The 24,552-nt window shown below is 72.9% G+C and carries 18 protein-coding genes and 1 riboswitch; of the genes, 13 read left to right on the top strand and 5 right to left on the bottom strand.

All coding sequences use genetic code 11. From position 1 onward, the window contains the following. Positions 1 to 39: 39 nt before the first annotated feature. Both ACFTXQ_RS05620 and ACFTXQ_RS05615 read right to left on the bottom strand, forming a co-directional pair. Complete coding sequence (locus ACFTXQ_RS05620; RefSeq protein WP_382636145.1) at positions 40 to 2,028, bottom strand: restriction endonuclease; 1,989 nt, start codon at positions 2,026 to 2,028, stop codon at positions 40 to 42. A 91-nt stretch (positions 2,029 to 2,119) separates the two neighbouring features. Continuing rightward, positions 2,120 to 4,576, bottom strand: a complete 2,457-nt coding sequence (locus ACFTXQ_RS05615; protein WP_382636143.1) for a DNA topoisomerase (ATP-hydrolyzing) subunit A — start codon at positions 4,574 to 4,576, stop codon at positions 2,120 to 2,122. 215 nt (positions 4,577 to 4,791) lie between these two features. On the opposite strand from ACFTXQ_RS05615, the gene ACFTXQ_RS05610 reads away from it, so the two are divergent. The 4 genes from ACFTXQ_RS05610 to ACFTXQ_RS05595 all read left to right on the top strand — a co-directional run bounded on the left by ACFTXQ_RS05610 (position 4,792) and on the right by ACFTXQ_RS05595 (position 9,586). Then, positions 4,792 to 6,141, top strand: a complete 1,350-nt coding sequence (locus ACFTXQ_RS05610) for a M16 family metallopeptidase (RefSeq protein ID WP_382636142.1) — start codon at positions 4,792 to 4,794, stop codon at positions 6,139 to 6,141. Between the two features lie 20 nt (positions 6,142 to 6,161). Further along, positions 6,162 to 7,529, top strand: a complete 1,368-nt coding sequence (locus tag ACFTXQ_RS05605; protein WP_382636268.1) for a M16 family metallopeptidase — start codon at positions 6,162 to 6,164, stop codon at positions 7,527 to 7,529. Between the two features lie 206 nt (positions 7,530 to 7,735). Continuing rightward, a riboswitch (cyclic di-AMP (ydaO/yuaA leader) is annotated at positions 7,736 to 7,895 on the top strand. Between the two features lie 12 nt (positions 7,896 to 7,907). After that, complete coding sequence (locus ACFTXQ_RS05600) at positions 7,908 to 8,711, top strand: M23 family metallopeptidase (RefSeq protein WP_382636140.1); 804 nt, start codon at positions 7,908 to 7,910, stop codon at positions 8,709 to 8,711. A 191-nt stretch (positions 8,712 to 8,902) separates the two neighbouring features. Then, entirely contained in the window at positions 8,903 to 9,586 is a 684-nt protein-coding gene (locus tag ACFTXQ_RS05595; protein ID WP_382636139.1) for a GntR family transcriptional regulator, read from the top strand. Positions 9,587 to 9,774: 188 nt separating this feature from the next. Here the strand turns inward: ACFTXQ_RS05595 and ACFTXQ_RS05590 are convergent, their stop codons facing one another. Beyond that, a complete protein-coding gene (locus ACFTXQ_RS05590) occupies positions 9,775 to 10,056 on the bottom strand; it encodes an HPr family phosphocarrier protein (RefSeq protein WP_382636137.1) in 282 nt (93 codons plus the stop codon). A gap of 184 nt (positions 10,057 to 10,240) precedes the next feature. Between ACFTXQ_RS05590 and ACFTXQ_RS05585 the strand changes: the two genes are divergently transcribed. From ACFTXQ_RS05585 to ACFTXQ_RS05555, 7 genes are all read left to right on the top strand, one after another. Beyond that, complete coding sequence (locus tag ACFTXQ_RS05585; RefSeq protein ID WP_382636136.1) at positions 10,241 to 12,955, top strand: GNAT family N-acetyltransferase; 2,715 nt, start codon at positions 10,241 to 10,243, stop codon at positions 12,953 to 12,955. A gap of 52 nt (positions 12,956 to 13,007) precedes the next feature. Beyond that, entirely contained in the window at positions 13,008 to 13,604 is a 597-nt protein-coding gene (locus ACFTXQ_RS05580) for a DUF5998 family protein (RefSeq protein WP_073909804.1), read from the top strand. After that, the gene (locus ACFTXQ_RS05575; RefSeq protein ID WP_382636134.1) at positions 13,604 to 14,809 is read left to right on the top strand and encodes an alkaline phosphatase family protein; all 1,206 of its coding nucleotides are present in this window, start codon (positions 13,604 to 13,606) and stop codon (positions 14,807 to 14,809) included. Before ACFTXQ_RS05580 ends, ACFTXQ_RS05575 begins: the two co-directional genes overlap by 1 nt. 60 nt (positions 14,810 to 14,869) lie before the next feature. Then, complete coding sequence (locus tag ACFTXQ_RS05570; RefSeq protein ID WP_382636132.1) at positions 14,870 to 15,520, top strand: thymidine kinase; 651 nt, start codon at positions 14,870 to 14,872, stop codon at positions 15,518 to 15,520. A 76-nt stretch (positions 15,521 to 15,596) separates the two neighbouring features. After that, a complete protein-coding gene (locus ACFTXQ_RS05565; protein WP_382636130.1) occupies positions 15,597 to 16,901 on the top strand; it encodes a cation:proton antiporter in 1,305 nt (434 codons plus the stop codon). A gap of 18 nt (positions 16,902 to 16,919) precedes the next feature. Then, positions 16,920 to 19,415 carry an MDR family MFS transporter gene (locus ACFTXQ_RS05560; protein ID WP_382636128.1) on the top strand — a complete coding sequence of 832 codons (2,496 nt, stop codon included), beginning with the start codon at positions 16,920 to 16,922 and terminating at the stop codon, positions 19,413 to 19,415. A gap of 127 nt (positions 19,416 to 19,542) precedes the next feature. Continuing rightward, on the top strand, positions 19,543 to 20,316 hold the full coding sequence (locus tag ACFTXQ_RS05555; RefSeq protein ID WP_382636127.1) for a hypothetical protein: 774 nt from the start codon (positions 19,543 to 19,545) through the stop codon (positions 20,314 to 20,316). Here the strand turns inward: ACFTXQ_RS05555 and ACFTXQ_RS05550 are convergent. After that, on the bottom strand, positions 20,273 to 21,076 hold the full coding sequence (locus tag ACFTXQ_RS05550; RefSeq protein WP_382636125.1) for a VOC family protein: 804 nt from the start codon (positions 21,074 to 21,076) through the stop codon (positions 20,273 to 20,275). The genes ACFTXQ_RS05555 and ACFTXQ_RS05550 overlap by 44 nt on opposite strands. 175 nt (positions 21,077 to 21,251) lie before the next feature. On the opposite strand from ACFTXQ_RS05550, the gene ACFTXQ_RS05545 reads away from it, so the two are divergent. Continuing rightward, positions 21,252 to 22,097, top strand: coding sequence for a sulfurtransferase (locus tag ACFTXQ_RS05545; RefSeq protein WP_382636123.1), 846 nt, complete (start codon positions 21,252 to 21,254; stop codon positions 22,095 to 22,097). A gap of 139 nt (positions 22,098 to 22,236) precedes the next feature. Here ACFTXQ_RS05545 and sepH read toward each other — a convergent pair whose 3' ends face one another. After that, the gene (gene sepH, locus ACFTXQ_RS05540) at positions 22,237 to 23,256 is read right to left on the bottom strand and encodes a septation protein SepH (protein WP_382636121.1); all 1,020 of its coding nucleotides are present in this window, start codon (positions 23,254 to 23,256) and stop codon (positions 22,237 to 22,239) included. Positions 23,257 to 23,783: 527 nt separating this feature from the next. Here sepH and ACFTXQ_RS05535 point away from each other — a divergent pair. Then, entirely contained in the window at positions 23,784 to 24,551 is a 768-nt protein-coding gene (locus ACFTXQ_RS05535; RefSeq protein WP_382636120.1) for a hypothetical protein, read from the top strand. Position 24,552: the final 1 nt, after the last annotated feature.

Genomic DNA, 24,552 nt, shown 5'->3' with positions numbered 1-24,552 from the left:
CCGGAGCCGCCCCGCGCCAGGGCGAAGACCGTGGCGGTCCTAGGCCACCTCGACCCCGTACTCCCGCAGCAGGTCCTCCAGGCCGCCCCGGTAGCCCTTGCCGCCGATCACGAAGTCCCAGTCCCCGTTCGCCCGGCGCCGGAACGAGCCCAGCACCAGCGCGGTCTCGCCCGCCCGGCCGTCGGAAACCTCCAGTTGGCCCGCCTCCGCCCCCGCCGCGTCCAGGAGCCGGATCCGGGCGTCCGTGAAGCCGGCCAGGTCGGCGTGCGGATCTGCCTCCGGGTCGACGGCGGCCACCAGGACCAGCCGGTCGGCCTCGCGGGGCAGGGCCTCGAAGGCGACCTCGAGCGCGGCCTTGTCGGGTGCGGCATGCGCGCGGGCCCGTACGGAACCGTCGGGCGTCCGCGGGTTGTTGAAGAAGACGAAGTGCTCCTCGCTCAGCACCCGGCTGCCCGTGCAGACGAGCGCGCAGACGTCGAGGGCGACCGAACCGGCCCAGGACATGCCGAGCACGTTGTGCTCCGACGCGGGGGCGGCCGGCTCGGGCGTTCGCCGCGCCGGTCCGCCGCCGAGACGGCCGCGCAGCCCGTACTGGTGCAGCAGCTCCACGAGCTGGTCACCGGGAACCAACTCCAGCGGCTTGCCGTTGACAAAGGCGTACGACCCCGGACCGAAGGACGCGGTGGTGACCAGCACCCCCTTGTTCGCCCCCTTGTCCTGGACCGTGCCGTACAGATCCCGGACCGCCGTGGGCGACACGGTGTTCCGGTAGCGCTTGACCTGCACCACGATCCGCCCGCCCGTGATCGGGGACGGGTCCAGCGCCTCGATGTCCACGCCGCCGTCGCCCGACCGCTGCGTGGTCACCGCTTCCATGCCCATCGCCCGGAAGAGCTCCGCCACCAGGTTCTCGAAGGCGATCGGGTCCATCACGAACAGGTCGGGCTCGTCCCCGTCGCCGGACGTGTGCCCGCCATGGCTGACAACCCCTCCGGCGACCTCCTCCGGCCTGCGTCCGGGCCGTACGGCGGTCAACTGGTCGGGCCGCGCCGAGAGCTGCCCGCCCAAGCCCTCCACCAGGCAGTCCACCGCGCTGACCTGCTCCAGGCGCAGCCTCGCGAAAGCGGATCGCGTCGCCGGCAGCGTGGCCAGTACGAACTGCGCCTCCTGACCGGTCACCGGATCGTGGCAGTCCACGAACCCGTTGACCACGACCGAGTCCAGAACATCGAACTCGTCCGCCGCGTACAGCTCGCGCACCACCAGCAGCATGCATTGCGCCAGCAGGTCCCGGTACAGGGCGCGCCGTTCCGAGGCTCGGCGGGGCTTCTCGTTGAGCTGGTCCGTACTCGGCAGGTACTGCACCGACCTGGCCTCCGGCACCACCGCGTACCCGGGCAGCTCCCAGTCCAGCACCAACTGGCGCGCGGCCGGGTCGTACGCCGCGGCCACCTGCCTCGGGAGCGCCTCGGGCCAGGCCGCCGAGGTGCCCACGGCGGCCGAGAAGTACTCCACCACCGCCGCCGCGTCGCCCGCGCGCAGCGCCCCGGGCAGCCGGTCGAGCCGACTGTTGTGTGCTCGGACCCCGGCCAGCTGCTCGGCCGCCCACCGGTCGTACTGCTGCCGGTACACCGCCAGTTGCTGCTGCCGCTGCGCCTCGGCGGCGTTCGCCGCCTGCCAGGCCTGGGTGTACCGGGCGTGCGCCTCCCGCTCCGCCTGCGCCCGGTTGCCCGAGCCGAGGGTCCAGCCGCTGCTCTGCCCCTGGAACTCGTCGATGCGCGGCATGGGCACCGGCTGCGCCAGTGGCCCCGGCGGCGTGAACGGTTCCACCTGCTCGGGCCGGACCAGGGCGTCCATCCTGAACGCCGGTGTCCGGCAGCCCGAGACCAACAGGCCCCGCAGAGTGGCGACCTCGGCATCGAGCTGCTCGGTCCGCCGTCGAGCCTCGGCCTCGCGGTACTGCCGGTGGCCCCGCGCCACGTCCCGTTCGTAGCTCCCGATCGGTGCGCTGCTCGATCGACGACTCATCAGCTCTGTTCTCCCCCCACCGCGTATACGGGGAAAACACTAGTCGGCACATGGGGTGTCCGGTCCCGGAGCGGACACCCCGTACGCCGTCCTACAGCGCGGCCCCCGCCAGCGCCGCGACGGCCGCCGGCAGCGCGGTGCCCGAGCCGTCCCGGCGCGGGTCCGCGGCCGGCAGTTCGGCCGGGGTGCCGTTCGCCGACGCCGCGCGGACCGGGGAGCCGCCCGCCCAGGCCAGCACCAGCAGGTCCTCGCCCTTCAGGAACCGCTGGCAGCGCACGCCGCCGGTGGCCCGGCCCTTGCGCGGGTACTGGTCGAAGGGGGTCAGCTTCCCGGACAGCACCGAGTCGTCCAGCGTCCCGTGCGAGCCCGCCACCGTGAACACCATCGCGTCCCGGGCCGGGTCCACGGCCGAGAAGTGGATCACCTTGGCGTTCTCGGCGAGCTTGATGCCCGCCATACCGCCCGCCGGGCGGCCCTGCGGTCGCACCTGGCCCGCCGGGTAGCGCAGCAGCTGGGCGTCGTCGGTGATGAAGACCAGGTCCTCCTCGCCCGTGCGCAGCTCGACCGCGCCGACGATCCGGTCGCCCTCCTTGAGGGTGATGACCTCCAGCTCCTCCTTGTTCGCCGGGTAGTCCGGCACGACCCGCTTGACCACGCCCTGCTCGGTGCCCAGCGCCAGACCCTGCGAGGCCTCGTCCAGCGAGGTCAGGCAGACCACCTTCTCGTCCGCCTCCAGCCCGGAGAGGAACTCCGAGACCGGGGCGCCGCCCGCCAGGTTCGGCGCGGCGTGGGTGTCCGGCAGCTGCGGCAGGTCGATCACCGACAGCCGCAGCAGCCGCCCGTACGAGGTGACCACGCCGACCTCGGCCCGGGCGGTCGCCGCGACCTGCGAGACGATCAGGTCGTGCTTGGTGCGGGCGCCGCCCTCCGCCTCCGGCAGCGGTTCGCCGGTCACGGTGCGCGCCAGCAGGCCCGTCGAGGACAGCAGCACCCGGCACGGGTCGTCCGCGACCTCCAGCGGAACCGCGCCGACCGTCGTACCCGCCGACTCCAGCAGGACCGTACGCCGCTCGGTGCCGAACTTCTTCGCGACCGCCGCCAGTTCCGTGGAGACCAGCTTGCGCAGCTCGGTGTCGGACTCCAGGATCCCGGTCAGCTCGTCGATCTCGCCGGTCAGCCGGTCGCGCTCGGACTCCAGCTCGATCCGGTCGAAGCGGGTGAGCCGGCGCAGCGGGGTGTCCAGGATGTACTGGGTCTGGATCTCGCTCAGCGAGAAGCGCTCGATGAGCCGCTCCTTCGCCTGCGCGGAGTTGTCGCTGTCCCGGATGAGCCGGATGACCTCGTCGATGTCGAGCAGGGCCACCAGCAGGCCCTCGACCAGGTGCAGGCGGTCGCGCCGCTTGCCGCGGCGGAACTCGCTGCGCCGCCGGACGACCTCGAAGCGGTGGTCGAGGTAGACCTCCAGCAGCTCCTTGAGGCCGAGCGTCAGCGGCTGCCCGTCCACCAGCGCCACGTTGTTGATGCCGAAGGACTCCTCCATCGGCGTCAGCTTGTAGAGCTGTTCCAGGACGGCCTCCGGGTGGAAGCCGTTCTTGATCTCGATGACCAGGCGCAGACCGTGCGCGCGGTCGGTGAGGTCCTTGACGTCGGCGATGCCCTGGAGCTTCTTCGAGCCGACCAGGTCCTTGATCTTCGCGATGACCTTCTCGGGGCCGACCGTGAAGGGCAGTTCGGTGACGACCAGGCCCTTGCGGCGCGCCGTCACGTTCTCCACGGCCACCGTCGCGCGGATCTTGAAGGTGCCGCGGCCGGTCTCGTAGGCGTCCTTGATCCCCGAGAGGCCGACGATGCGGCCGCCCGTGGGCAGGTCCGGACCCGGCACGAAGCGCATCAGCGCCTCCAGGTCCGCCTGCGGGTAGCGGATCAGGTGGCGGGCGGCCGCGATGACCTCGCCGAGGTTGTGCGGGGGCATGTTGGTGGCCATGCCGACCGCGATCCCGGAGGTGCCGTTGACCAGCAGGTTCGGGTAGGCGGCGGGCAGCGCGATGGGCTCGCGCTCCTGGCCGTCGTAGTTGGCGGCGAAGTCGACGGTGTCCTCGTCGATCGACTCCGTCATCAGCGACGTGGCGTCGGCCATCTTGCACTCGGTGTAACGCATCGCGGCCGGCGGGTCGTCGTTGCCGAGCGAGCCGAAGTTGCCGTGGCCGTCGACCAGGGGCAGCCGCATCGAGAAGGGCTGGGCCATGCGCACGAGCGCGTCGTAGATCGACTGGTCTCCGTGCGGGTGGAGCTTGCCCATGACCTCGCCGACGACGCGCGCGCACTTGACGTAGCCGCGGTCGGGGCGCAGACCCATCTCGTTCATCTGGTAGACGATGCGCCGGTGCACCGGCTTCATCCCGTCGCGGGCGTCGGGCAGGGCGCGGGAGTAGATCACCGAGTACGCGTACTCGAGGAAGGAGCCCTGCATTTCGTCGACGACGTCGATGTCGAGGATCTTCTCCTCGAAATCCTCCGGCGGCGGGGTCTTCGTGCTGCGGCGGGCCATCGCTGCGCGGCTCCTTAACCAAGAATGGGTGTGCTGGGGGGTCTGACGCGGACCATTGTGGCCCGAGGCACCGACAACGCCGACTCCGACCCCGGGGGTCCCCCCAGACGGAGCTGGGGGCGTGACCCGGGAACTTATCCGGCAACCGACGCGCTTGCATACAGTGGCAGGTCTGACAGAAATCTCTGCATCGCGATCGAAGGGACCACATGCCCATGGGTCACACGGCCACCGCCCAGGCCGGCTCCGGCGGCCTGACAGCGACCGAGCACCGGCTGGCCAACGGCCTGCGCGTGGTGCTTTCCGAGGACCACCTGACCCCGGTCGCCGCGGTCTGCCTCTGGTACGACGTCGGCTCGCGCCACGAAGTCAAGGGCCGTACCGGCCTGGCTCACCTTTTCGAGCACCTCATGTTCCAGGGCTCGGCGAGCGTGCCCGGAAACGGGCACTTCGAACTGGTCCAGGGCGCCGGCGGCTCCCTCAACGGCACGACCAGCTTCGAGCGCACCAACTACTTCGAGACGATGCCGACCCACCAGCTGGAGCTCGCGCTCTGGCTGGAGGCTGACCGCATGGGCTCGCTCCTGGCCGCCCTGGACGACGAGTCCATGGAGAACCAGCGCGACGTCGTCAAGAACGAGCGCCGCCAGCGGTACGACAACGTCCCCTACGGCACGGCGTTCGAGAAGCTGACCGCGCTGGCGTACCCCGAGGGGCACCCGTACCACCACACCCCGATCGGCTCCATGGCCGATCTGGACGCGGCCTCGCTGGAGGACGCGCGCGCCTTCTTCCGTACGTACTACGCGCCGAACAACGCGGTGCTGTCCGTGGTCGGCGACATCGACCCGGAGAAGACCCTCGCCTGGGTCGAGAAGTACTTCGGCACCATCCCGTCGCACGACGGCAAGCAGCCGCCCCGCGACGGCACGCTCCCCGAGATCATCGGGGCGGAGCTGCGCGAGGAGATCGTCGAGGAGGTCCCGGCGCGTGCGCTGATGGCCGCCTACCGGCTCCCGCACGACGGGACCCGCGAGTGCGACGCGGCGGACGTGGCGCTGACCGTCCTGGGCGGCGGAGATTCCTCGCGGCTCCACAACCGCCTGGTGCGCCGCGACCAGACGGCCGTCGCGGCCGGCTTCGGCATGCTGCGCCTGGCCGGGGCCCCCTCGCTGGGCTGGCTGGACGTGAAGACCTCGGGCGGGGTGGAGATCCCCGACATCGAGGCGGCCGTGGACGAGGAGCTCGCGCGGTTCGCCGCCGAGGGCCCCACCGCCGAGGAGATGGAGCGCGCGCAGGCACAGCTGGAGCGGGAGTGGCTGGACCGGCTGAGCACGGTCGCGGGCCGCGCCGACGAACTGTGCCGCTTCGCGGTCCTGTTCGGCGACCCGCAGCTGGCCCTGACGGCAGTCCAGCGCGTCCTCGACATCACCGCCGAGGAGGTGCAGGCCGTGGCCGCGGCCCGGCTGCGCCCGGACAACCGGGCGGTGCTCGTGTACGAGCCGATCGCGGCCGACGACAACACCTCCGAGAACGAAGACGAGACCGAAGGGGCGGAGCAGTGAGCGACACCGCAGCCGTCACGATGACCTTCCACCCGCGGCCGCAGGCCGGCGAGCCGCAGCCGTGGGCCTTCCCGGCCCCCGACCGCGGGGTCCTGCCCAACGGCCTGACCCTGCTGCGCTGCCACCGCCCCGGCCAGCAGGTCATCGCCGTCGAGGTCAACCTCGCCGCCCCGCTCGACGCGGAGCCCGCGGGCCTGGACGGCGTCGCCACGATCATGGCGCGCGCCCTGTCCGAGGGCACCGACAAGCACTCCGCCGAGGAGTTCGCGGCCGAGCTGGAGCGCTGCGGAGCCACCCTCGACGCGCACGCCGACCACCCGGGCATCCGGGTCTCCCTGGAGGTCCCCGCCTCCCGTCTGCACAAGGCGCTGGGCCTGCTCGCCGAGGCGCTGCGCGCCCCCGCCTTCGCCGACGCCGAGGTGGACCGGCTGGTGCGCAACCGGCTCGACGAGATCCCGCACGAGCTGGCGAGCCCGCAGCGCCGCGCGGCCAAGCAGCTCTCCAAGGAGCTCTTCCCGGCCTCCCTGCGGATGTCCCGCCCGCGCCAGGGCACCGAGGAGACGGTCTCCCGGATCGACTCCGCCGCCGTGCGCGCCTTCTACGAGGCCCACGTACGCCCCGCGACCGCCACCGCGGTGGTCGTCGGCGACCTGACCGGCATCGACCTGGACGCCGTACTGGCGGACACCCTGGGCACCTGGACGGGCAACTCCGCCGAGGCCCTGCCGGTGCCGCCGGTGACCGCCGACGACACCGGCCGCGTGGTCATCGTGGACCGCCCCGGCGCGGTCCAGACCCAGCTGCTGATCGGCCGGATCGGGGCCGACCGGCACGACCGGGTCTGGGCTGCCCAGGTGCTCGGCACCTACTGCCTGGGCGGCACCCTCACCTCCCGCCTGGACAAGGTGCTGCGCGAGGAGAAGGGCTACACCTACGGCGTGCGCGCCTTCGGGCAGGTCCTGCGCTCGACCGCCGACGGCAAGGGCGCCTCGATGCTCGCCATCAGCGGCTCGGTGGACACCCCGAACACCGGCCCGGCGCTCGACGACCTCTGGAAGGTGCTGCGCACCCTCGCGGAGGGCGGCCTGACCGACGCCGAACGGGACGTGGCGGTACAGAACCTGGTGGGCGTGGCCCCGTTGAAGTTCGAGACGGCGGCCTCGGTGGCCGGCACCCTGGCCGACCAGGTCGAGCAGGAGCTGCCCGACGACTACCAGGCGCAGTTGTACGCGCAGCTCGCCGCCACCGGGACGGTGGAGGCCACTTCGGCCGTCGTGGCCGCCTTCCCGGCGGACCGGCTGGTCACGGTCCTCGTGGGCGACGCCTCTCAGATCGAGGCACCGGTGCGGGCGCTGGGGATCGGTGACGTGAGCGTCGTCACCAACTGACGTTCGGCCGATGGCCAATTGGCGATCGGTGTGAGGGGTTCCGGCGGCTCGGCCGCCGGAACCCCTTTTGTCCGTTTCATGGTGTGGTTGCTCGTATGCGGTGTGGCGTACGCAACAAAAGGGCGCGTCTGTTTGGCGATTGACTGATGATCCGCCTAGCGTCGGCCCTGCTGTCCGTCAGTTGTACCCGCCGCACCCGCGGCACCGGGCAGCGATCGCCGAGTCCCCGTCAGGCGCGAGCCTGGGGAGCCGGGGACCCACATCAGTCCCTGGGGTGAATCGGACCGCCTCGCAAGAGGAGGCCCGTAGGAGACCTTCCTGCTCCGAACCCGTCAGCTAACCCGGTAGGCGAGAAGGAAGGAAAGGATCAGCCCCTTCATGGCGTTTGGCAGTCGTCCCGCCGGCTCCGGTAAGCACCGTGGTTCCAGCCGTCTGAGCCGCAAGACCGCCGGTTACGCCGGCATAGCCGCCCTCGCCACCACGGGCGTCGTCGGCTCCCTGGCCGGTCCGGCCTTCGCCGCGGACAGCGGCGACAACAACTCCGCCCAGGACAACGGGCTCGGTGCCGTCGTCGTCGCCGAGGACCTCGCGGGCGACCTCCAGGACCAGGCCGCCTCCCAGCAGCGCGCCGCCGAGCACGCCGCCGCCCAGGCGCAGGCCGAGGCCGACGCCAAGCAGCGGGCCGCCGAGGCCAAGCGCCTCGCCGAGGCCAAGGCGAAGGCCGAGCGCGAGGCCGCCGAGCGCGCCGCCCGCGAGGAGGAGCGCAAGCGCCTCAACACCTTCGTCGCCCCGGTCGACGGCTCGTACGTCAGCACGCAGTACCACGCGGGCGGCGGCATGTGGTCCTCCGGCAGCCACACCGGCATCGACTTCCACGCCGCCTCCGGCACCTCCGTCCACGCGGTGGGCGCCGGTACCGTCGTCGAGGCCGGCTGGGGTGGCGCGTACGGCAACAACGTCGTCATCAAGCACAACGACGGCACCTACACGCAGTACGGGCACATGTCCTCGCTGAGCGTCTCCGTCGGCCAGCAGGTGACCCCGGGCCAGCAGATCGGCCTGTCGGGTTCCACCGGCAACTCCAGCGGCCCGCACCTGCACTTCGAGGCCCGCACCGGCTCCCAGTACGGCTCGGACATCGACCCGCTCGCGTACCTGCGCTCGCACGGCGTCAGCCTCTGACCCGAAGGCGCCACCGCTCCACGGACGGTCCGAAGGCCCCGGCTCACCAAGCCGGGGCCTTCGCGTTGTCCGCGTGCAAATGTTTCGTATTTTCGACCGCTCTCGGAAATTATCGTGTGTTGCAATAGAGTCGCAGCACGCGCATGCGTGTCCAATGACTGTGCGAGTCGGAAATAGGCGGAGGTTCGGTCTTGCGTATTCCTGCGCACGCGGTATGCACGGCAATTCGCGACGACATCGTCTCCGGGGTCTTCGAGCCGGGCGGCAGACTCACCGAGGAGGTCCTGGCCCGGCGGTACGGGGTCTCGCGCGTCCCCGTCCGCGAGGCGCTGCGCACCCTGGAGTCCGAGGGGTTCGTGACCACGCGGCGCCATGCGGGCGCCTGCGTGGCCGAGCCGACCGAGCAGGAGGCCGCCGACCTGCTGGAGCTGCGGATGCTGCTGGAGCCCCTCGCCGCGGCCAGGGCGGCCCGGCGGCGCACCGAGGCCCACCTGAAGGTGTTGCGCGGACTGGTCAGGCTGGGCCAGGAGCGGGCCAGGAGGGGCCAGGGCGAGGACCTGCGCTCCCTGGGGGGCTGGTTCCACGAGACCCTCGCGCAGGCCTCCGGCAGCCCGGGGCTGATCGCGCTGCTCACGCAGATGCGGCACAAGGTGGCGTGGATGTACGTGGTGGAGGCGCCGGTGCGGCCCGTGGAGTCCTGGGCGGAGCACGGCGCGATCGTGGATGCGGTGGCGCGCGGCGACGCCGAGCGGGCCCGGACGCTGACCGCGGTCCACGCCGGCCGGGCGGCCGAAGCGCACCGGCCCCGGAGCCGGATCCGGCCCGCGGTGAGCACTTCGCAACCTGCCGTAAACATGTCGAGCGTCCGGCATTAACACGGGCCGTATACAAAGGATCGGTACTCGGCGTGAATTAGCCCCCGCCCGTGCCGTATTCCTGCGGGGCCGGATTTCGCGGACCGGAATTCCCGTGCTGCCCTTTTTTCATCGGGCCGGATATTGCGTCGCGGAAACAGCGAAGCCGTGGCCCCGGAACTCCGGGGCCACGGCTTCGCCGCGAAGGGTCAGACGGTCTCGGGGAGCTCCTCGAGACCCTCCTCGACCAGCTTCGCGAGACGGTCCAGCGCGGCCTCCGCGCCGTCGGCCTCGGACGCGAGGACGATCTCCTCGCCACCCTGGGCGCCCAGGCCCAGAACCGCCAGCATGGAGGCGGCGTTGACGGGGTCGCCGCCGGCCTTCGCGATGGTCACCGGGACGCCGGAAGCGGTCGTCGCACGGACGAAGATCGAGGCGGGACGAGCGTGCAGGCCCTCGGCCCAGCCGACGTTGACGCGGCGCTCTGCCATGGTGATGCCCTTCAGGTTCTTACGGTTGTCTAGACCAGTCTCTCACGACGCCCGGAATGCTCCGACCGACCTTCGGCCTGGATCCTCCGCCGTTCGACCTTCCCCAGCTTGCACTGATTTGCCCCAGCTTGCCTCATGCGCCGCGCAGGAGCTATTCAGCCAGTCATGGCCTTAAGATCACCGCATGACCACCGAGTCGGACCCCTCGTACCCGGCCCACTGGGAAGCGGACGTCGTCCTGCGCGACGGCGGCACCGCCCGGATCAGGCCCATCACCACCGCGGACGCCGGCCGGCTGGTCAGCTTCTACGAGCAGGTCTCCGACGAGTCGAAGTACTACCGCTTCTTCGCCCCGTACCCCCGGCTCTCCGACCGCGACGTGCACCGCTTCACGCACCACGACTACGTGGACCGGGTCGGCCTCGCCGCGACCATCGGCGGGGAGTTCATCGGCACCGTCCGCTACGACCGCATCGGCCCCGACGGCCGGCCCGCCACCGCCCCCGCCGACGAGGCCGAGGTCGCCTTCCTCGTCCAGGACGCCCACCAGGGCCGCGGGGTCGCCTCCGCGCTCCTCGAACACATCGGCGCGGTGGCCCGGGAACGCGGCATCCGCCGGTTCGCCGCCGAGGTGCTGCCCGCCAACACCAAGATGATCAAGGTGTTCACGGACGCCGGCTACGAGCAGAAGCGCAGCTTCGAGGACGGCTCCGTCCACCTCACCCTCGACCTGGAGCCCACCGCCGAGTCCCTCGCCGTCCAGCGCGCCCGCGAACAGCGCGCCGAGGCCCGCTCGGTGCAGCGGCTGCTGGCCCCCGGCTCGGTCGCGGTGATCGGCGTCAGCCGCTCCCTCGCGGGTGTGGGCGCGGCCGCCCTGCGCAACCTGCGCGACAGCGGCTTCCACGGCCACCTCTACGCCGTCAACGAGGCCACCACCCGCGATCTGCTCGACGGCGTACGGGCCTACCCCACCATCGGCGCCATCGGGGCCCCCGTCGACCTCGCCGTGATCGCCGTCCCCGCCGACCGCGTCCCCGAGGCGGTCGCCGCCTGCGGCGAGCACGGCGTGCAGGGGCTCGTCGTGCTGTCCGCCGGATACGGGGAGAGCGGCCCGGAGGGGCTCGACCGCCAGCGCGAACTGGTGCGCCAGGTCCGCTCGTACGGAATGCGGCTGATCGGACCGAACGCCTACGGGGTGATCAACACCGCGCCCGAGGTGGAGCTCAACGCCTCGCTGACGCCCGCGCCGCTGCCGGTGCGCGGCCGGACCGGCCTGTTCACGCAGTCCGGGGCGATCGGCATCGCCCTGCTCTCCGCCCTCGTGCGGCGCGGGGAGGGGCTGTCCTCCTTCGTCTCGGCGGGGAACCGGGCCGACGTCTCCGGGAACGACATCCTCCAGTACTGGTACGACGACGAGGGGACGGACGTCGCCCTCATGTACCTGGAAACCCTGGGCAACCCGCGGAAGTTCACCCGCCTCGCCCGCCGCACGGCCGCCGTCAAGCCGGTGGTCGTCGCCAAGGGCGGCCGCCACTCCCCGGCCGGGCACGTCGTCCCGGACACCCGGCTGCCGGACGCCACCGTCTCCGAGCTGCTGCGCCAGGCCGGAGTGATCCGCGTCGACACGGTGACGGAGCTGGTGGACGTCGGCCTGCTGCTGGCCTCGCAGCCGCTGCCCGCCGGACCCCGCATCGCGATCCTCGGGAACTCCGAGTCCCTCGGGATCCTCACCTACGACGCCTGCCTGACCCAGGGCCTGCGGCCGCTGCCGCCGATCGACCTGACCACGGCGGCCTCGCCGGAGGACTTCCGTCAGGCGCTGGCCGCGGCGCTGGCCTCCGACGCCAACGACGCGGTCGTCGTCACCGCGATCCCGTGGGTGAACGAGCAGGCTCCGGCGGACGACCTGGCCGATTGCCTGCGCGACGCCGTGACCGAGACGCCGGGCAAGCCGGTGGCCGTCGTGCAGGTGGAACTCGGCGAACTGGTCGAGGCGCTGGCCGGGGTGGGGGAGAAGGCTCCCGAGGGGCAGCGGATCCCGAGCTACCCCGCCGCCGAGCGGGCCGCCAAGGCCGTCGCCGAGGCCGTGCGGTACGGGCAGTGGCGGCGGGCCAACGCCGAGGCCGGCCAGGTGCCCGAGTTCGAGGACATCGACGAGGCCGGCACCGCCGCGCAGCTGGCCGGGCTGCTCGCCGACGTCGACGGCGAGGCCGTGCTGACCCTGACCGACTGGGACGCCCGCGAGCTGCTCGGGAGGTACGGCATCCGCGTCCAGGCCACCCTGCCCGCGCCGAGCCCCGACGCGGCGGTCAGGGCCGCCGGGGTGCTGGGCTACCCGGTGGCCCTCAAGACCACCGCCCCGCACCTGCGCCACCGGGCGGACCTGGGCGGCGTACGGCTCGACCTGCGCGACGAGGCCGAGCTGAGGCTCTCGTACGAAGAGCTCACCGACGCCCTCGGGAAGCCGGTGGAGCTCCAGCCGGTGGTCCAGCCCATGGTGCCGCGCGGGGTCGACACGGTCGTCCGCTCGGTGATCGACCCGGCCGCGGGCGCCGTCCTCTCCTTCGGGCTCGCCGGCGTCGCCTCCGAGCTGCTCGGGGACACCGCCCACCGGCTGGTCCCGGCCACCGACCGGGACGCCGCCGGACTGATCCGATCCATCCGGACCGCACCCCTCCTCTTCGGCTGGCGCGGCAGCGATCCCGTGGACACCCCCGCCCTGGAGGAGCTGCTCCTGCGCCTCTCCCGGCTGGTGGACGACCACCCCGAGGTGATCGGCGTCTCGCTGGAACCGGTCGTGGTCGCCACCGAGGGTCTCTCGGTGCTGAGCGCCACCGTCCGGATCGCCCACCCGCCCGCCCGCGGGGACCTCGGCCCCCGGACCCTCCCCAGTTACTGAGCGGGTACGGGGGAAGGCCGGGGTGCCCCGTACGGGCCTTAGGATGGACCTCATGGCGAAATCCGGTACGACGACCCAGGGGCTGCGCACGGCGATCGAGCGCAGCGGCTACTACCCGGCCCTCGTGGCCGAGGCGGTGGAGGCCGCGGTGGGCGGCGAGCCGATCTCGTCGTACCTGGTCCACCAGGAGACGACCTTCGACTCCAACGAGGTGCGCCGCCACGTCACCGTGCTGGTCCTGACCGGAAACCGCTTCATCGTCAGCCACACCGACGAGCAGGCCGCCGACGCCGGGTCCCCGTCCCCGTACGCGACGACCTCCACCGAGTCGGTCAAGCTCTCCAGCATCTCCTCCGTGGTGCTGAGCCGCGTCGTCGCCAACCCGGAGTCCTACACCCCCGGCACCCTGCCCCGCGAGGTCGTCCTGACCATCGGCTGGGGCGCGGTCTCCCGGATCGACCTGGAGCCGGCCGCCTGCGGCGACCCGAACTGCGACTCCGACCACGGCTACACCGGCAACTCCACCGCCGACGACCTCAGCCTGCGCGTCAGCGAAGCCGGCGACGGCCCCGAGGCGGTGCGCCAGACCTTGGTCTTCGCGCAGGCGCTCTCCGAAGCCACCGCTGCCACGTCCACCCCCGCCCGCTGATGGCCTACCCCGCCGCGCAGAACTGGGCGGACGAGCCGGAACTGCTGGACCTCGCCGGCGCGCCCGTGCCCGAGTACGGCGCCGGCTCGCTCGCCGACCTGCTGCCCACCCTCGTCGCGGGCCAGGGCGTACCCGGCTTCAGCGCCGCCATCGAGGAGCTGACCCCGGCCGACCGGAACTGCGTCTTCCTGGTCGACGGCATGGGCTGGGAGCAGATCAAGGCCCACCCGGACGAGGCCCCGTACCTCACCTCGCTCCTCGGCACCTCGCGCGGCGGCACCGGCCGCCCGATCACCGCGGGCTTCCCGGCGACCACCGCCACCTCGCTGGCCTCCGTCGGCACCGGCCTGCCGCCCGCCCGGCACGGCCTGCCCGGCTACGCCGCCCGCAACCCCGCCACCGGCGAGCTGATGAACCAGCTCCGCTGGCAGCCCTGGACCCCGCCCAAGCCCTGGCAGCCGTACCCGACCGTCTTCGAGCTGGCAGACAAGGCCGGTGTGGCGACCGCCCAGGTCTCCTCGCCCGCCTTCCAGACCACCCCGCTCACCAAGATCGCCCTGAGCGGCGGCACCTTCCTCGGCCGGATGACCGGCGAGGAGCGCATGGACCTGGCGGCCGACCGCCTCGCGGCCGGCGACCGCTCGCTCGTGTACACGTACTACAGCGAGCTCGACGGCGCGGGCCACCGCCACGGCGTGGACTCCGACGCCTGGCGCGGCCAGCTCATGTACGTGGACCGGCTCGTCCAGCGGCTCGCCGAGCAGCTCCCGCCGCGCACCGCGCTGTACGTGACCGCGGACCACGGCATGGTCGACGTCCCCTTCGACGAGGACTCCCGCATCGACTACGACGAGGACTGGGAGCTGGGCGCGGGCGTGGCCCTGCTCGGCGGCGAGGGCCGGGCCCGGCACGTGTACGCCGTCCCGGGCGCCGAGGCCGACGTCCTGACCGTCTGGCGCGAGGTCCTCGGCGACCGGTTCTGGATCGCGAGCCGCGAAGAGGCCCTGGAACTGGGCTGGTTCGGCGCGCCGGGGGAGTGCGACGAGCGCGTCCTCGGGCGGATCGGCGACGTGGTCGCGGCCGCGCAGGCCGACGTCGCCATCACCGCCTCGCGGAACGAGCCCAACGAGTCCGCCCTCGTCGGCATGCACGGCTCCATGACCGCGGCCGAGCAGCTCGTCCCGCTGCTCGAAATCCGCACCTGACCGGCCCCCGCTCCTCCCCCTCCGCCACCCACGACCGACCCGAAAGGTCCCGTACTTCCCATGCCCGAGCTGGTGTTCTTCTCCGGAACGATGGACTGCGGAAAGAGCACCCTGGCGCTCCAGATCGCGCACAACCGGTCGGCGCGCGGGCTCCAGGGCGTGATCTTCACGCGTGACGACCGGGCGGGCGAGGGCAAGCTGTCCTCCCGCCTCGGACTGGTCACGGAGGCGGTCGAGGCACCGGAGGGCATGGACCTCTACGCGTACCTCGTCGCCGAGCTGTCCAAGGGCGGCAAGGCGGACTACGTGATCGTGGACGAGGCGCAGTTCCTCGCCCCGGAGCAGATCGACCAGCTGGCCCGGATCGTCGACGACCTGGACATGGACGTCTTCGCCTTCGGCATCACGACCGACTTCCGCACGAAGCTCTTCCCCGGCTCGCAGCGGCTGATCGAGCTGGCGGACCGCCTCGAACAGCTCCAGGTCGAGGCGCTGTGCTGGTGCGGCGCCCGCGCCACGCACAACGCCCGTACGGTGGGTGGGGAGATGGTGGTCGAGGGCGCCCAGGTCGTCGTCGGCGACGTGAACCGCCCCGCGGAGGAGATCGGCTACGAGGTCCTGTGCCGCCGCCACCACCGCCGCCGGATGACCTCGGCCTCGGCCCACGCGGGCGCGCTCTCCCCGGACGTCCTCCCGGTCAACCACGCCTGACGTCCGGCCGGCGGGGACACTGGACCGTCAGGGTGTCGATGGGCATCGTCAGGCCGCGATCCGAGGTGACGTCGAGATGAGTGCCGTTCCCGTACCCCCCGTACCGACCATCGCCCACCACTCGCTGTTGGTGCTCCTCCTCCAACTGGCGCTCCTGCTGCTCCTCGCCCTCTCCCTGGGGCAGTTGGCGGCCCGGTTCAAGATGCCCGCGATCGTCGGGGAGCTGTTCGCCGGCGTGCTGCTCGGTCCCTCCGTGCTGAGCCGGGCGTTTCCCGGGTTCGCCGACTGGCTGCTGCCGAAACAGCCCGATCAGATGCACCTCCTCGACGCCGTGGGGCAGTTGGGGGTGCTGCTGCTCGTCGGAATCACCGGCATGGAGATGAAGTTCGACCTCGTCAGACGGCGCGGGCTCACCGCGGCGCGGGTGAGTCTCGCCGGCCTGCTCCTGCCCCTCGGGCTCGGCGTCGCCACCGGCTTGCTGCTGCCTTCCTCGCTGCTGCCGGACGGCACCACTCCGACGGTGTTCGCCCTGTTCCTCGGAGTGGCCCTGTGCGTCAGCGCGATCCCGGTGATCGCCAAGACGCTGCTGGACATGAACATGCTGCACCGCGAGGTCGGCCAGCTCACCCTCGCCTCCGGCGTGATCGACGACGTCATCGGCTGGTTCCTGCTCTCCGTCGTGTCGGCGATGGCGACGGTCGGGCTCACCGCCGGGAAGGTCGCCGCCGCCCTCCTCTACCCGCTGGGCGTCGTGGTGTTCGCGCTGCTGGTGGGACGCCCCGCGGTGGCGTTCGCGCTGAGGGCGGCGAACCGCTCCGCGGAGCCGGGGCCGACCGTCGCGGTGGCGGCGCCGATCGTCCTGCTGGGCGGGGCGGCGACGCATGCGATGGGGCTGGAGGCGGTCTTCGGCGCCTTCGTGTGCGGGGTGCTGATCGGCACCAGCGGCGAGCTCGACCGGGAGAAACTGGCCCCGCTGCGCACCACCGTGCTGGCCTTCCTCGCCCCGGTCTACTTCGCCACCGCCGGGCTCCGGATGGACCTGACCGCGCTGGTGCGGCCCGCCGTGCCGGCCGCGGCGTGCGCGGTGCTCGCCGTCGCCATCCTCGGCAAGTTCGCGGGCGCCTACGTCGGCGCGAAGCTGAGCGGGCTCAGCCGGTGGGAGGCCCTCGCGCTCGGGGCCGGCATGAACTCCCGCGGGGTGATAGAGGTGATCGTGGCGATGGTGGGGCTGCGGCTCGGCATCCTCGGCCCCGAGACGTACACCATCATCATCCTCGTGGCGATCGTGACGTCGCTCATGGCGCCGCCCCTCCTGCGCACCGCCATGGCCCGGATCGAGGAGCCAAACGAATCGGCCGATGGCCTCACGCTGGTCCGATAGCTGGACTACCTTGCTGGCGTGGACCAGTTGATCGCCGGAGACCCGGCCCGCATAGGCCCGTACCGTCTGATCGCCCGGCTGGGGGCGGGCGGCATGGGCCTGGTGTATCTGGGTCGTTCCGAGGGCGGGCGCACCGTCGCCGTGAAGGTCGTACAGGCCGAGCACGCCGGGCACCCGGAGTTCCGTTCGCGCTTCGCCCGCGAAGTGGCCGCCGCGCGGCGGGTGGGCGGGAGCTGGACGGCGGACGTGCTCGACGCCGATCCCGACGCCGCCGTGCCCTGGGTGGCCACCCGGTACATTCCGGGGCCCGACCTCCAGGCCGTGGTCGCCCGCGACTTCGGGCCGCTGCCCGAGTACTCGGTCCGTACGCTCGCCAACCGCCTCGCCCTCGCCCTCCAGGCCGTCCACGAGGCGGGCCTGATCCACCGCGACCTCAAGCCCTCCAACGTCCTGGTCACCGTCGACGGCCCGCGCGTCATCGACTTCGGGATCGCCCGGGCGATGGACCGCCTCGGCGGGGACAGCCTGCACACCCGCACCGGCATGCTGATCGGCTCGCCCGGCTTCATGTCGCCGGAGCAGGCCCGCGGCCTCGAACTGACCCCCGCCAGTGATGTCTTCTGCCTGGGCGCCGTCCTCGTCTACGCCGCCACCGGGCGGATGCTGTTCGGCGCCACCGACACCGGGCTGAACGCCCACCTCTTCCGGGTCGCCGAGGAGGAGGCGGACCTGACCGGCGTACCGGAGCCCCTGGCCGACCTCGTACGCGCGTGCCTGGACAAGGACCCCGCCAAGCGGCCCACGCCCCGGCAGGTCGCCGAGCGTACGGCGATGACGGACCGGGACGCGGAATGGCTGCCGGGTCCGGTGCTGGCCCAACTCGGCCGTCATGCAGCCCGGTTGCTCGACTTCGCACCCGAACAGCCGGCCGGGCCTTCCCTGGAGAAGGCCGCCGCACCGCAGCCGCAGCCGGACCCGCGTGTCGCGGCGCCGTCGGCACAGTCGCAGCCACTGCCCCCGCCGCCGCCCGCCTACGCTCCGACCGCCCCGGCGTACTCCGTCCCCGGGCAGGGCTTCGGGCCGCCCCCGGTCGCCGACTCCCCGCACCCCAGGCGGTGGTGGGGGCTGGCGGTCATCGCCCTGGCCCAGCTGATGGTGCTGATCGGAGGGACGAACTTCAGCCTGGCGGTGCCGTCCGTCCAGGCCGATCTGCATCTCCCCGTCAGCGGTTTGCAGTGGATGCTCAAGGCGTACGTGCTCGCCTTCGGCTGCCTGCTGCTGCTCGGCGGGCACCTCGCCGACCGCGTGGGGCCCCGGCGCACCCTGATCATCGGCCTGGCCGGATGCGCGGCGGCCTCCGCGCTCGGCGGCACGGCCGCGAATTCCGGCACGCTGGTCGTCGCACGCGCCCTCCAGGGGGCGTTCGCCGCGCTGGTGACACCGTCCGGGCTGGCCCTGGTGGTCGGCGGCTTCCCCGATCCGAGGGAGCGCCGCCGGGCCTTCGGGATCTACGCCGCGGTCGCCGCCGGGGGTTCCGCACTCGCGCTGTTCCTGGGTGGGTTGCTCCTGGACTTCATGGGCTGGCGCGGCCTCCTGTACGTCGCTATCCCCCTCGCCGTGATCGTCCTGATCGGCGCGATCACCCTGCTGCCCGCCCGCCAAGGCCCCGCCGGAGCCCGCGTCGACGTGGTCGGGGTGCTGCTCGGCACCGCAGGGCTCGCATGCGTGAGCTACGGGCTCGGCGAGGCCGAGGGGCGCGGCTGGACCGACCTCACGGCGCTGGCCCTGTTGGTCACGGGCACCGGCCTGCTCGCGGGCTTCCTGTGGTCGTACGCCAGGACGTCGGGCCCGTACGGCACGCCCTCGGAGGTCCGGGGCCGCGACCGCGTCGGCGGCTTCCTCGCCTTGCTCCTGGCCGGTGTGGGCGCCATGGCCACGCTCTCGGCTCTGGTCTTCCACCTGCGGACCATCCTCGGGACCGGGTTTGCTCTCCTGCCCTTCGTCGCCGCGGCCGTCATCGGCTCCACCCAGGTCTCCGCACGTCTGCTGCACCGTGTCGCGCCCCGCGTTCTGATCGCGGCGGGCCTGGCGGTGTCGGCGCTCGGGATGCTGCTCCTGACCGGCCTGGAGATCCACGGCGCCTACGTGACCCAGGTACTGCCCGGCATGCTCCTGGCCGGCTTCGGGACCGGCCTCGCCTTCATGCCGCTCTTCGCCACCGCGACCGACGGAGCCGCCCCGCAGCACTCGGGCGCGGTCTCGGCGGCCGTCACCGCGGCCCAGTACCTGGGCGGATTGGTCGGATCGGTGCTGCTCAGCAGCGCCATCGCCGCCCGCCTGGGGCGTTCGGCATGGATCTCCGGGCCGGTCTACCAGGAACTGCTGCGCGGCTACACCGACACCCTCTGGTGGGGGATCGGCGCAACCCTGCTCGCAGGCCTGCTCGCCGGCCTGCTGGTCACCACCAAGGCCCACCGGGCCGCGGCACCGCAGCTGCACGGCGCGAGCCGGTGAGCCGGGCGGCGGGGGTGTCACCTGCCGCTCCATCTCGCCTGTGTGGCACGGCCGTTGGGCGGTGGGGGAGCGCCGGCGACGTCGCCCTATGATGCGATGATCATCATCGTTTTGGGGGACGACCGCCGTGAGTTCACACCGACCCACACCCGCGCACCCGCCCGGTCCGGGGGCGGACCGCAGACCCGGCTGGGTCCGCGTGGTCCGGGCGCCCTTCGACCTCGCGGCCCGCATCCACCGGCCCGGCCGACCCGACCGGATCATCGACGAGGCCATCCGGCGGGCCCAGATCGCCCGCACCGCCATCGGCCTGCTGGCCGGCTGCTGGCTGGTGCTGTCCTATCCGCTGCGGGAGGGCGCGGGCGCCGTCGTCGAGGACAAGTTCACCGAGGTGCTGATCAGCGCCGGGCTGCTGCTCGTCATCGGACCGCTCGCGCTCGCCGCCTTCGTGCTGTCCGCGCGTCCGCCGGGCCCGGCCTTCTACCGGGCCCGGCTGCGCGGGCCGGCCACCGCCATCGGATCGCTCCTCGGCACCATCGTGCTGATGTCCTTCGGACTGCCGTACGTGAACTCGTTCGGCCCGCTCGGGGCGCTGGCCGGCCTGTTCGTCCTGCCCTTCGCGCTCTGCTCGGCGGTGCTCTGCGTCCACCACGCCTTCCGGACCGCCGACGTGCACGAGGTGCTGCCGCCGCTGCTCTCGCCCGTACTGGTCTGGTCACTGCTGGTGGTGCAGCTCTTCGACGACGCCCCCGTCAGCGCGCCGCTCGCCGTCCGCGTCCTCTTCCTGCTGGCGCCGCCGCTGTCGGTGACCGCGCTCTCGGTGTGGGAGCTGCGCCGGCTGCACGACCGCTACGGCATCACGCTCCGCCGGGCCCTCGGCCGGGAGAGCGTACGAGGGTGAAGACCGCGCCCTCCGGATCGGCGACCGTGGCCACCCGGCCGCCGATCCCGTCGCGGGGCGGGTCGATGATCCGTCCGCCCAGGTCGATGACCCGGCCTGCGGCCTCGTCGGTGTTCTCGACCTCGAAGTAGGTCATCCAGTGCGGCCCCCGGTCGTGGGGCAGCGAGCGGCCGACGCCGTGCACGGCCGCCACCGGGCGGTCCTGCAGACGGAGCGTCACGTAGTCGAAGTCGTCGGAGGCCGTCGCGTGGGTCTGCGCCTCGTGGCCGAAGACGTGCTCGTAGAACTTGACGACCGCCGAGGTGTCCTGGGTGAGCAGCTCGTTCCAGACCGGGGTGCCCGGCGCGCCGTGCAGCCGGGTCCCCATGTGGCTCTGCGCCTGCCACAGGCCGAAGATCGCGCCGAGCGGGTCGGAGCAGATCGCCACCCGCCCCGCGATGCCCGCGTCCAGCGGGCCCACCGCGACCGTCCCGCCGCACGAACGGATCGTCTCGGCCGTGGCGTCGGCGTCGTCGGTGGCGAGGTACGTGGTCCAGGCGACCGGAAGGTGCCGGTCCGGCGGCATCTCGCCGATGCCGGCCACCTCGCGGCCGTCCAGCAGGGCGCGTACGTACGGGCCCAGCTGCGCGGGCCCCGGTACGTACTCCCAGCCGAACAGGTCCGCGTAGAAGTCCTCGGTGGTCCCGAGGCCGTGGACCATCAGGCTCACCCAGCACGGGGTGCCGGGCGTGCGCCGCGTTGCTTCCGCTGCCTCGGTCATGTCAGCCGTCTCCTCCGTCGCCTCGGATGCCGGTGCTGATGCTTCCACTCCGGAGGGCTCGGCGCGCCCCGACCGCGCCGCATCGCGGGGCCCCGGGGAGAGATGACCGGATCGGTGCGGCCCGCCGATGACGGGCTTGTTACGCGGGTGCCGGGCGGGGAGGAAGATGGCCCGCATGACTGCGAATTCTGCGATCCTCTCCGTCGCCGATCTGAAGAGCGAGCTGGCCGGTTCCCGGCCGCCGGTGCTGCTGGACGTCCGCTGGCAGCTCGGCGGCCCCGACCAGCGGCCGGCGTACGAGGCCGGGCACCTGCCGGGCGCGGTGTACGTCGACCTCGACCGCGAACTGGCTGGTCCGCCCGGGTCGGGCGGGCGGCATCCGCTGCCGGACCCGGAGGCGTTCGGGGCGGCGATGCGCAGGGCCGGGGTTTCGGCGGACGTGCCGGTGGTCGTGTACGACGGCGGCCTGGGCTGGGCGGCCGCCCGGGCGTGGTGGCTGCTCAGCCGGACGGGGCACCCGGACGTGCGGGTGCTGGACGGCGGCCTGGCCGCGTGGACCGCCGAGGCGGGTCAGCTGTCGGCCGAGCGGGTGACTCCTGCGGAGGGCGATTTCAAGCCAACTTCGGCGCCGGTGGGGGTGCTCGACGCGGACGGGGCGGCCGCGCGGGCGCGCGCCGGGGTCCTGCTGGACGCCCGGGCGGGGGAGCGGTACCGCGGGGAGGTCGAGCCGATCGACCCGGTCGGGGGTCACATTCCGGGTGCGGTGTCCGCCCCGACCACCGAGAACGTGGGCCCGGACGGCCGCTTCCTGCCGGCGGACGCCCTGCGGGAGCGGTTCGCCGGGCTCGGCGTGTCCGGTGACGCCCCGGTGGGGGTCTACTGCGGGTCGGGGGTCTCCGGTGCGCACGAGGTGCTGGCGCTGGAGGTGGCGGGCATCGCCTCGGACCTCTACGCGGGCAGCTGGTCGGAGTGGTCCTCGGACCCGGACCGCCCGGTGGCCACGGGGCCGCTGCCGCAGTAGCGGCCCGGGAGGGCCCCCGGGCCGGGGGCCCTGGGGCTCAAACGCCAGCGGGGCTGGATGTGCCCGGCCTGAGTGCGCGGGTGTGGCTCCAAGACCGGGGCTTTGTCCTGCGCGGGGCTCGGACTCGGGCGGGCGTCGGTTACTCCTGCTTCTTGCGGCGGGTGCCGAAGACGATTTCGTCCCAGCTCGGGACCGCCGCGCGGCGGCCGGGGCGGACGCCGTCGGCCTCGGCCTGGCGGTCGGTGGTGCCGGTCAGGCGGTCGCGGTGGCCCGCCACGGTGCGCGGCATCAGTACGTCGGCGTACGCGGCGCCCGCGCCCGCCGAGGCGGCCGGGGCCGGCGGCTCCTCCGCCTCGGCTTCCTCCGCCGGGGGTTCGGTCCGGTCCGGTACCACCATGTCGCCGCGGAAGCTCGGGACCGCCTCCAGCAGGCTGGTCAGGGTGTCCCGTTCCTCCTCCGGCTCCGGCGGGGGCGGCGGCGCGGGCCGCTCCAGCTGCCGGTCGAGGGCGCGGTCCAGCGGCCGGTCGCGCGGCAGCCGCGCGATCCTCGGCACGAAGGGGAAGCTCGGTTCCGGCGCGGCCGGCAGGTCGTCGGCCTCGCCGATCAGGGAGCGGGCCTCGTCGTCCACGGCCACGACCAGCCGGCGCGGCGGGTCGTACGTCCAGCTCGCCGAGTGCGGTTCACCGGCGACCCGGTAGACGAGCAGGACCTCCCAGGTCCCGTCGTCGCGGCGCCAGGAGTCCCACTGGACGGATTCCTTCTCGGCCCCGCGCAGCGTCAGCCGCTCCTGCACCGCCTCGCCCAGCTGCGGACCGGTGTTCTCGCCGGGCCGGCGCACGGGGGTCTTGCGGGCCCGCTCGGCCATGAACGCGCGCTCGGCGAGCACGGGGCCCTCGAAGCGGCGTACGCGGTCGACGGGGATGCCGGCGAGTTGAGCGACCTCCTCCGCGGAGGCACCGGCCCGTATACGGGCCTGGATGTCGCGGGGGCGGAGGTGGCTCTCCACCTCGATCTCGATCTGGTTCAGGCGCGCGCGGTCGTTGCGCACGGCAGCCCGCAGCCGCTCATCGATCGGAAGCGTGTACTCCGTGCTGTCCCCAGCCTTGAGCACCAGTCGTGTGCCGTCATTTGAGACGGCCACGACACGCAGTTCGGGCATGGGGACCTCCCGGGTGGTGCCTGCCGACGTCACGTGCGTCGCTGCTTCCGCTAGTCGAGTGTGGCCTGCCCGGGTGCAGCCTGCCACAACCTTGCCGAGTTAAACCGGCGTGTCGGGCATGCGCCCTTGATCGCCGTTATGGCACGGTTACCTGTTGGGCACGCACAGTGACCGAACGATTACTGTGCGCAGCAGGAGCCCGTGCGATACCGCGGCATCACCGGTCTGCGAGTGCCGTTCTCCATCCGCCGGCCCCCTCTCCCGAGTCCGGACATCCGTAAGGAAGGACGGCCCCAGGGCTCGCCACAGTACTCCATTCGGGCCACCTGGGTGGACCGCCGCGCCGCCGAAGTTCTCCCGGACGGCGGGAGTTGGGCTGCCCTCCGACAGGGCCCACCAGCACCCGCGTCCGATTCATGGTGTCTTGCTTCACAGAATCCCCAGAAACGGAACTATCCGTTTCGCCCAGGTGTCAGTAACTGCAGGAGCGTCAGGCGCGCGAGAGGCAGGACACACAGGGGATGGCGATGGGTCAGAAGGCGACGCACGCGACGGACGGGGCCGAACCGGAGAAGAAGAGGCTCGACCTGAGCGCGGCTCAGGTGGCCGGCAGCTCCCTCGCGACGGTCGCGGCCGCCCTCCTCGCCTCGAAGATGGGCGTCTACGGGACCATCCTCGGCGCCGGTGTGGTCAGCGTCGTCGCCACCGCGGGCGGGCCCGTCATCCAGCACTTCTTCCGGCGCACCGGCGACCGGCTGCGCGGGACGGCCCGGCCGGGGGCCCGCCGGGCGCCGGTGCCCCCGCCGGGGGAGGCGCTTCCCGACGGGGAGTTCGGCGAGGCCACCGTGCACGGCACCCGCGTACGGGGGTGGAAGCGCACGGCCGTCGCCGCGGGGGCCGCCTTCGCCATCTCCCTGGGCGCCCTCGGAACGTACGAGGCGGTCGCCGACACCTCGGTCAGCAAGGGCGGCGGGACCATCTTCTCCGCCGGCACCCGCAAGGTGGGCCACGACGAGCGCGCCCCGTCGGGCAACGAGTCGGGGACCGGCGAGAAGGAGAACGGGAAGACCCCGGGGTCCGGAACCTCCCCGGCCCCCTCGGGCCCACCGAGCGGGGGCGGCGGCCGGAGCCCGAGTCAGGACCCGAGTGCCTCGGCCTCCGGGGACCCGTCGCCCGGCCCGTCCCCGTCGAAGCAGACCCCGACCCCGACCCCGACCCCGACGCCCACGCCCACGCCGACGTCGGCCCCGAGCACGGACGGGCCGACGCCGTCGGGGCGGCAGAACACCCCCTGAG

Source organism: Streptomyces sp. NPDC057010, from assembly GCF_042673805.1.
In the GTDB taxonomy this organism is placed as follows: domain Bacteria; phylum Actinomycetota; class Actinomycetes; order Streptomycetales; family Streptomycetaceae; genus Streptomyces.
This window is presented reverse-complemented; position numbering and strand designations above follow the sequence as displayed.

Coding starts and splice junctions, on each gene's coding strand:
- ACFTXQ_RS05620 (WP_382636145.1), bottom strand. CDS start 2,028: ATGAGTCGTCGATCGAGCAGCGCACCGATCGGGAGCTACGAACGGGAC.
- ACFTXQ_RS05535 (WP_382636120.1), top strand. CDS start 23,784: ATGGGTCAGAAGGCGACGCACGCGACGGACGGGGCCGAACCGGAGAAG.
- ACFTXQ_RS05565 (WP_382636130.1), top strand. CDS start 15,597: ATGAGTGCCGTTCCCGTACCCCCCGTACCGACCATCGCCCACCACTCG.
- ACFTXQ_RS05590 (WP_382636137.1), bottom strand. CDS start 10,056: ATGGCAGAGCGCCGCGTCAACGTCGGCTGGGCCGAGGGCCTGCACGCT.
- ACFTXQ_RS05575 (WP_382636134.1), top strand. CDS start 13,604: ATGGCCTACCCCGCCGCGCAGAACTGGGCGGACGAGCCGGAACTGCTG.
- ACFTXQ_RS05615 (WP_382636143.1), bottom strand. CDS start 4,576: ATGGCCCGCCGCAGCACGAAGACCCCGCCGCCGGAGGATTTCGAGGAG.
- ACFTXQ_RS05550 (WP_382636125.1), bottom strand. CDS start 21,076: ATGACCGAGGCAGCGGAAGCAACGCGGCGCACGCCCGGCACCCCGTGC.
- ACFTXQ_RS05585 (WP_382636136.1), top strand. CDS start 10,241: ATGACCACCGAGTCGGACCCCTCGTACCCGGCCCACTGGGAAGCGGAC.
- ACFTXQ_RS05580 (WP_073909804.1), top strand. CDS start 13,008: ATGGCGAAATCCGGTACGACGACCCAGGGGCTGCGCACGGCGATCGAG.
- ACFTXQ_RS05600 (WP_382636140.1), top strand. CDS start 7,908: ATGGCGTTTGGCAGTCGTCCCGCCGGCTCCGGTAAGCACCGTGGTTCC.
- ACFTXQ_RS05605 (WP_382636268.1), top strand. CDS start 6,162: ATGACCTTCCACCCGCGGCCGCAGGCCGGCGAGCCGCAGCCGTGGGCC.
- ACFTXQ_RS05610 (WP_382636142.1), top strand. CDS start 4,792: ATGGGTCACACGGCCACCGCCCAGGCCGGCTCCGGCGGCCTGACAGCG.
- ACFTXQ_RS05570 (WP_382636132.1), top strand. CDS start 14,870: ATGCCCGAGCTGGTGTTCTTCTCCGGAACGATGGACTGCGGAAAGAGC.
- sepH (WP_382636121.1), bottom strand. CDS start 23,256: ATGCCCGAACTGCGTGTCGTGGCCGTCTCAAATGACGGCACACGACTG.
- ACFTXQ_RS05545 (WP_382636123.1), top strand. CDS start 21,252: ATGACTGCGAATTCTGCGATCCTCTCCGTCGCCGATCTGAAGAGCGAG.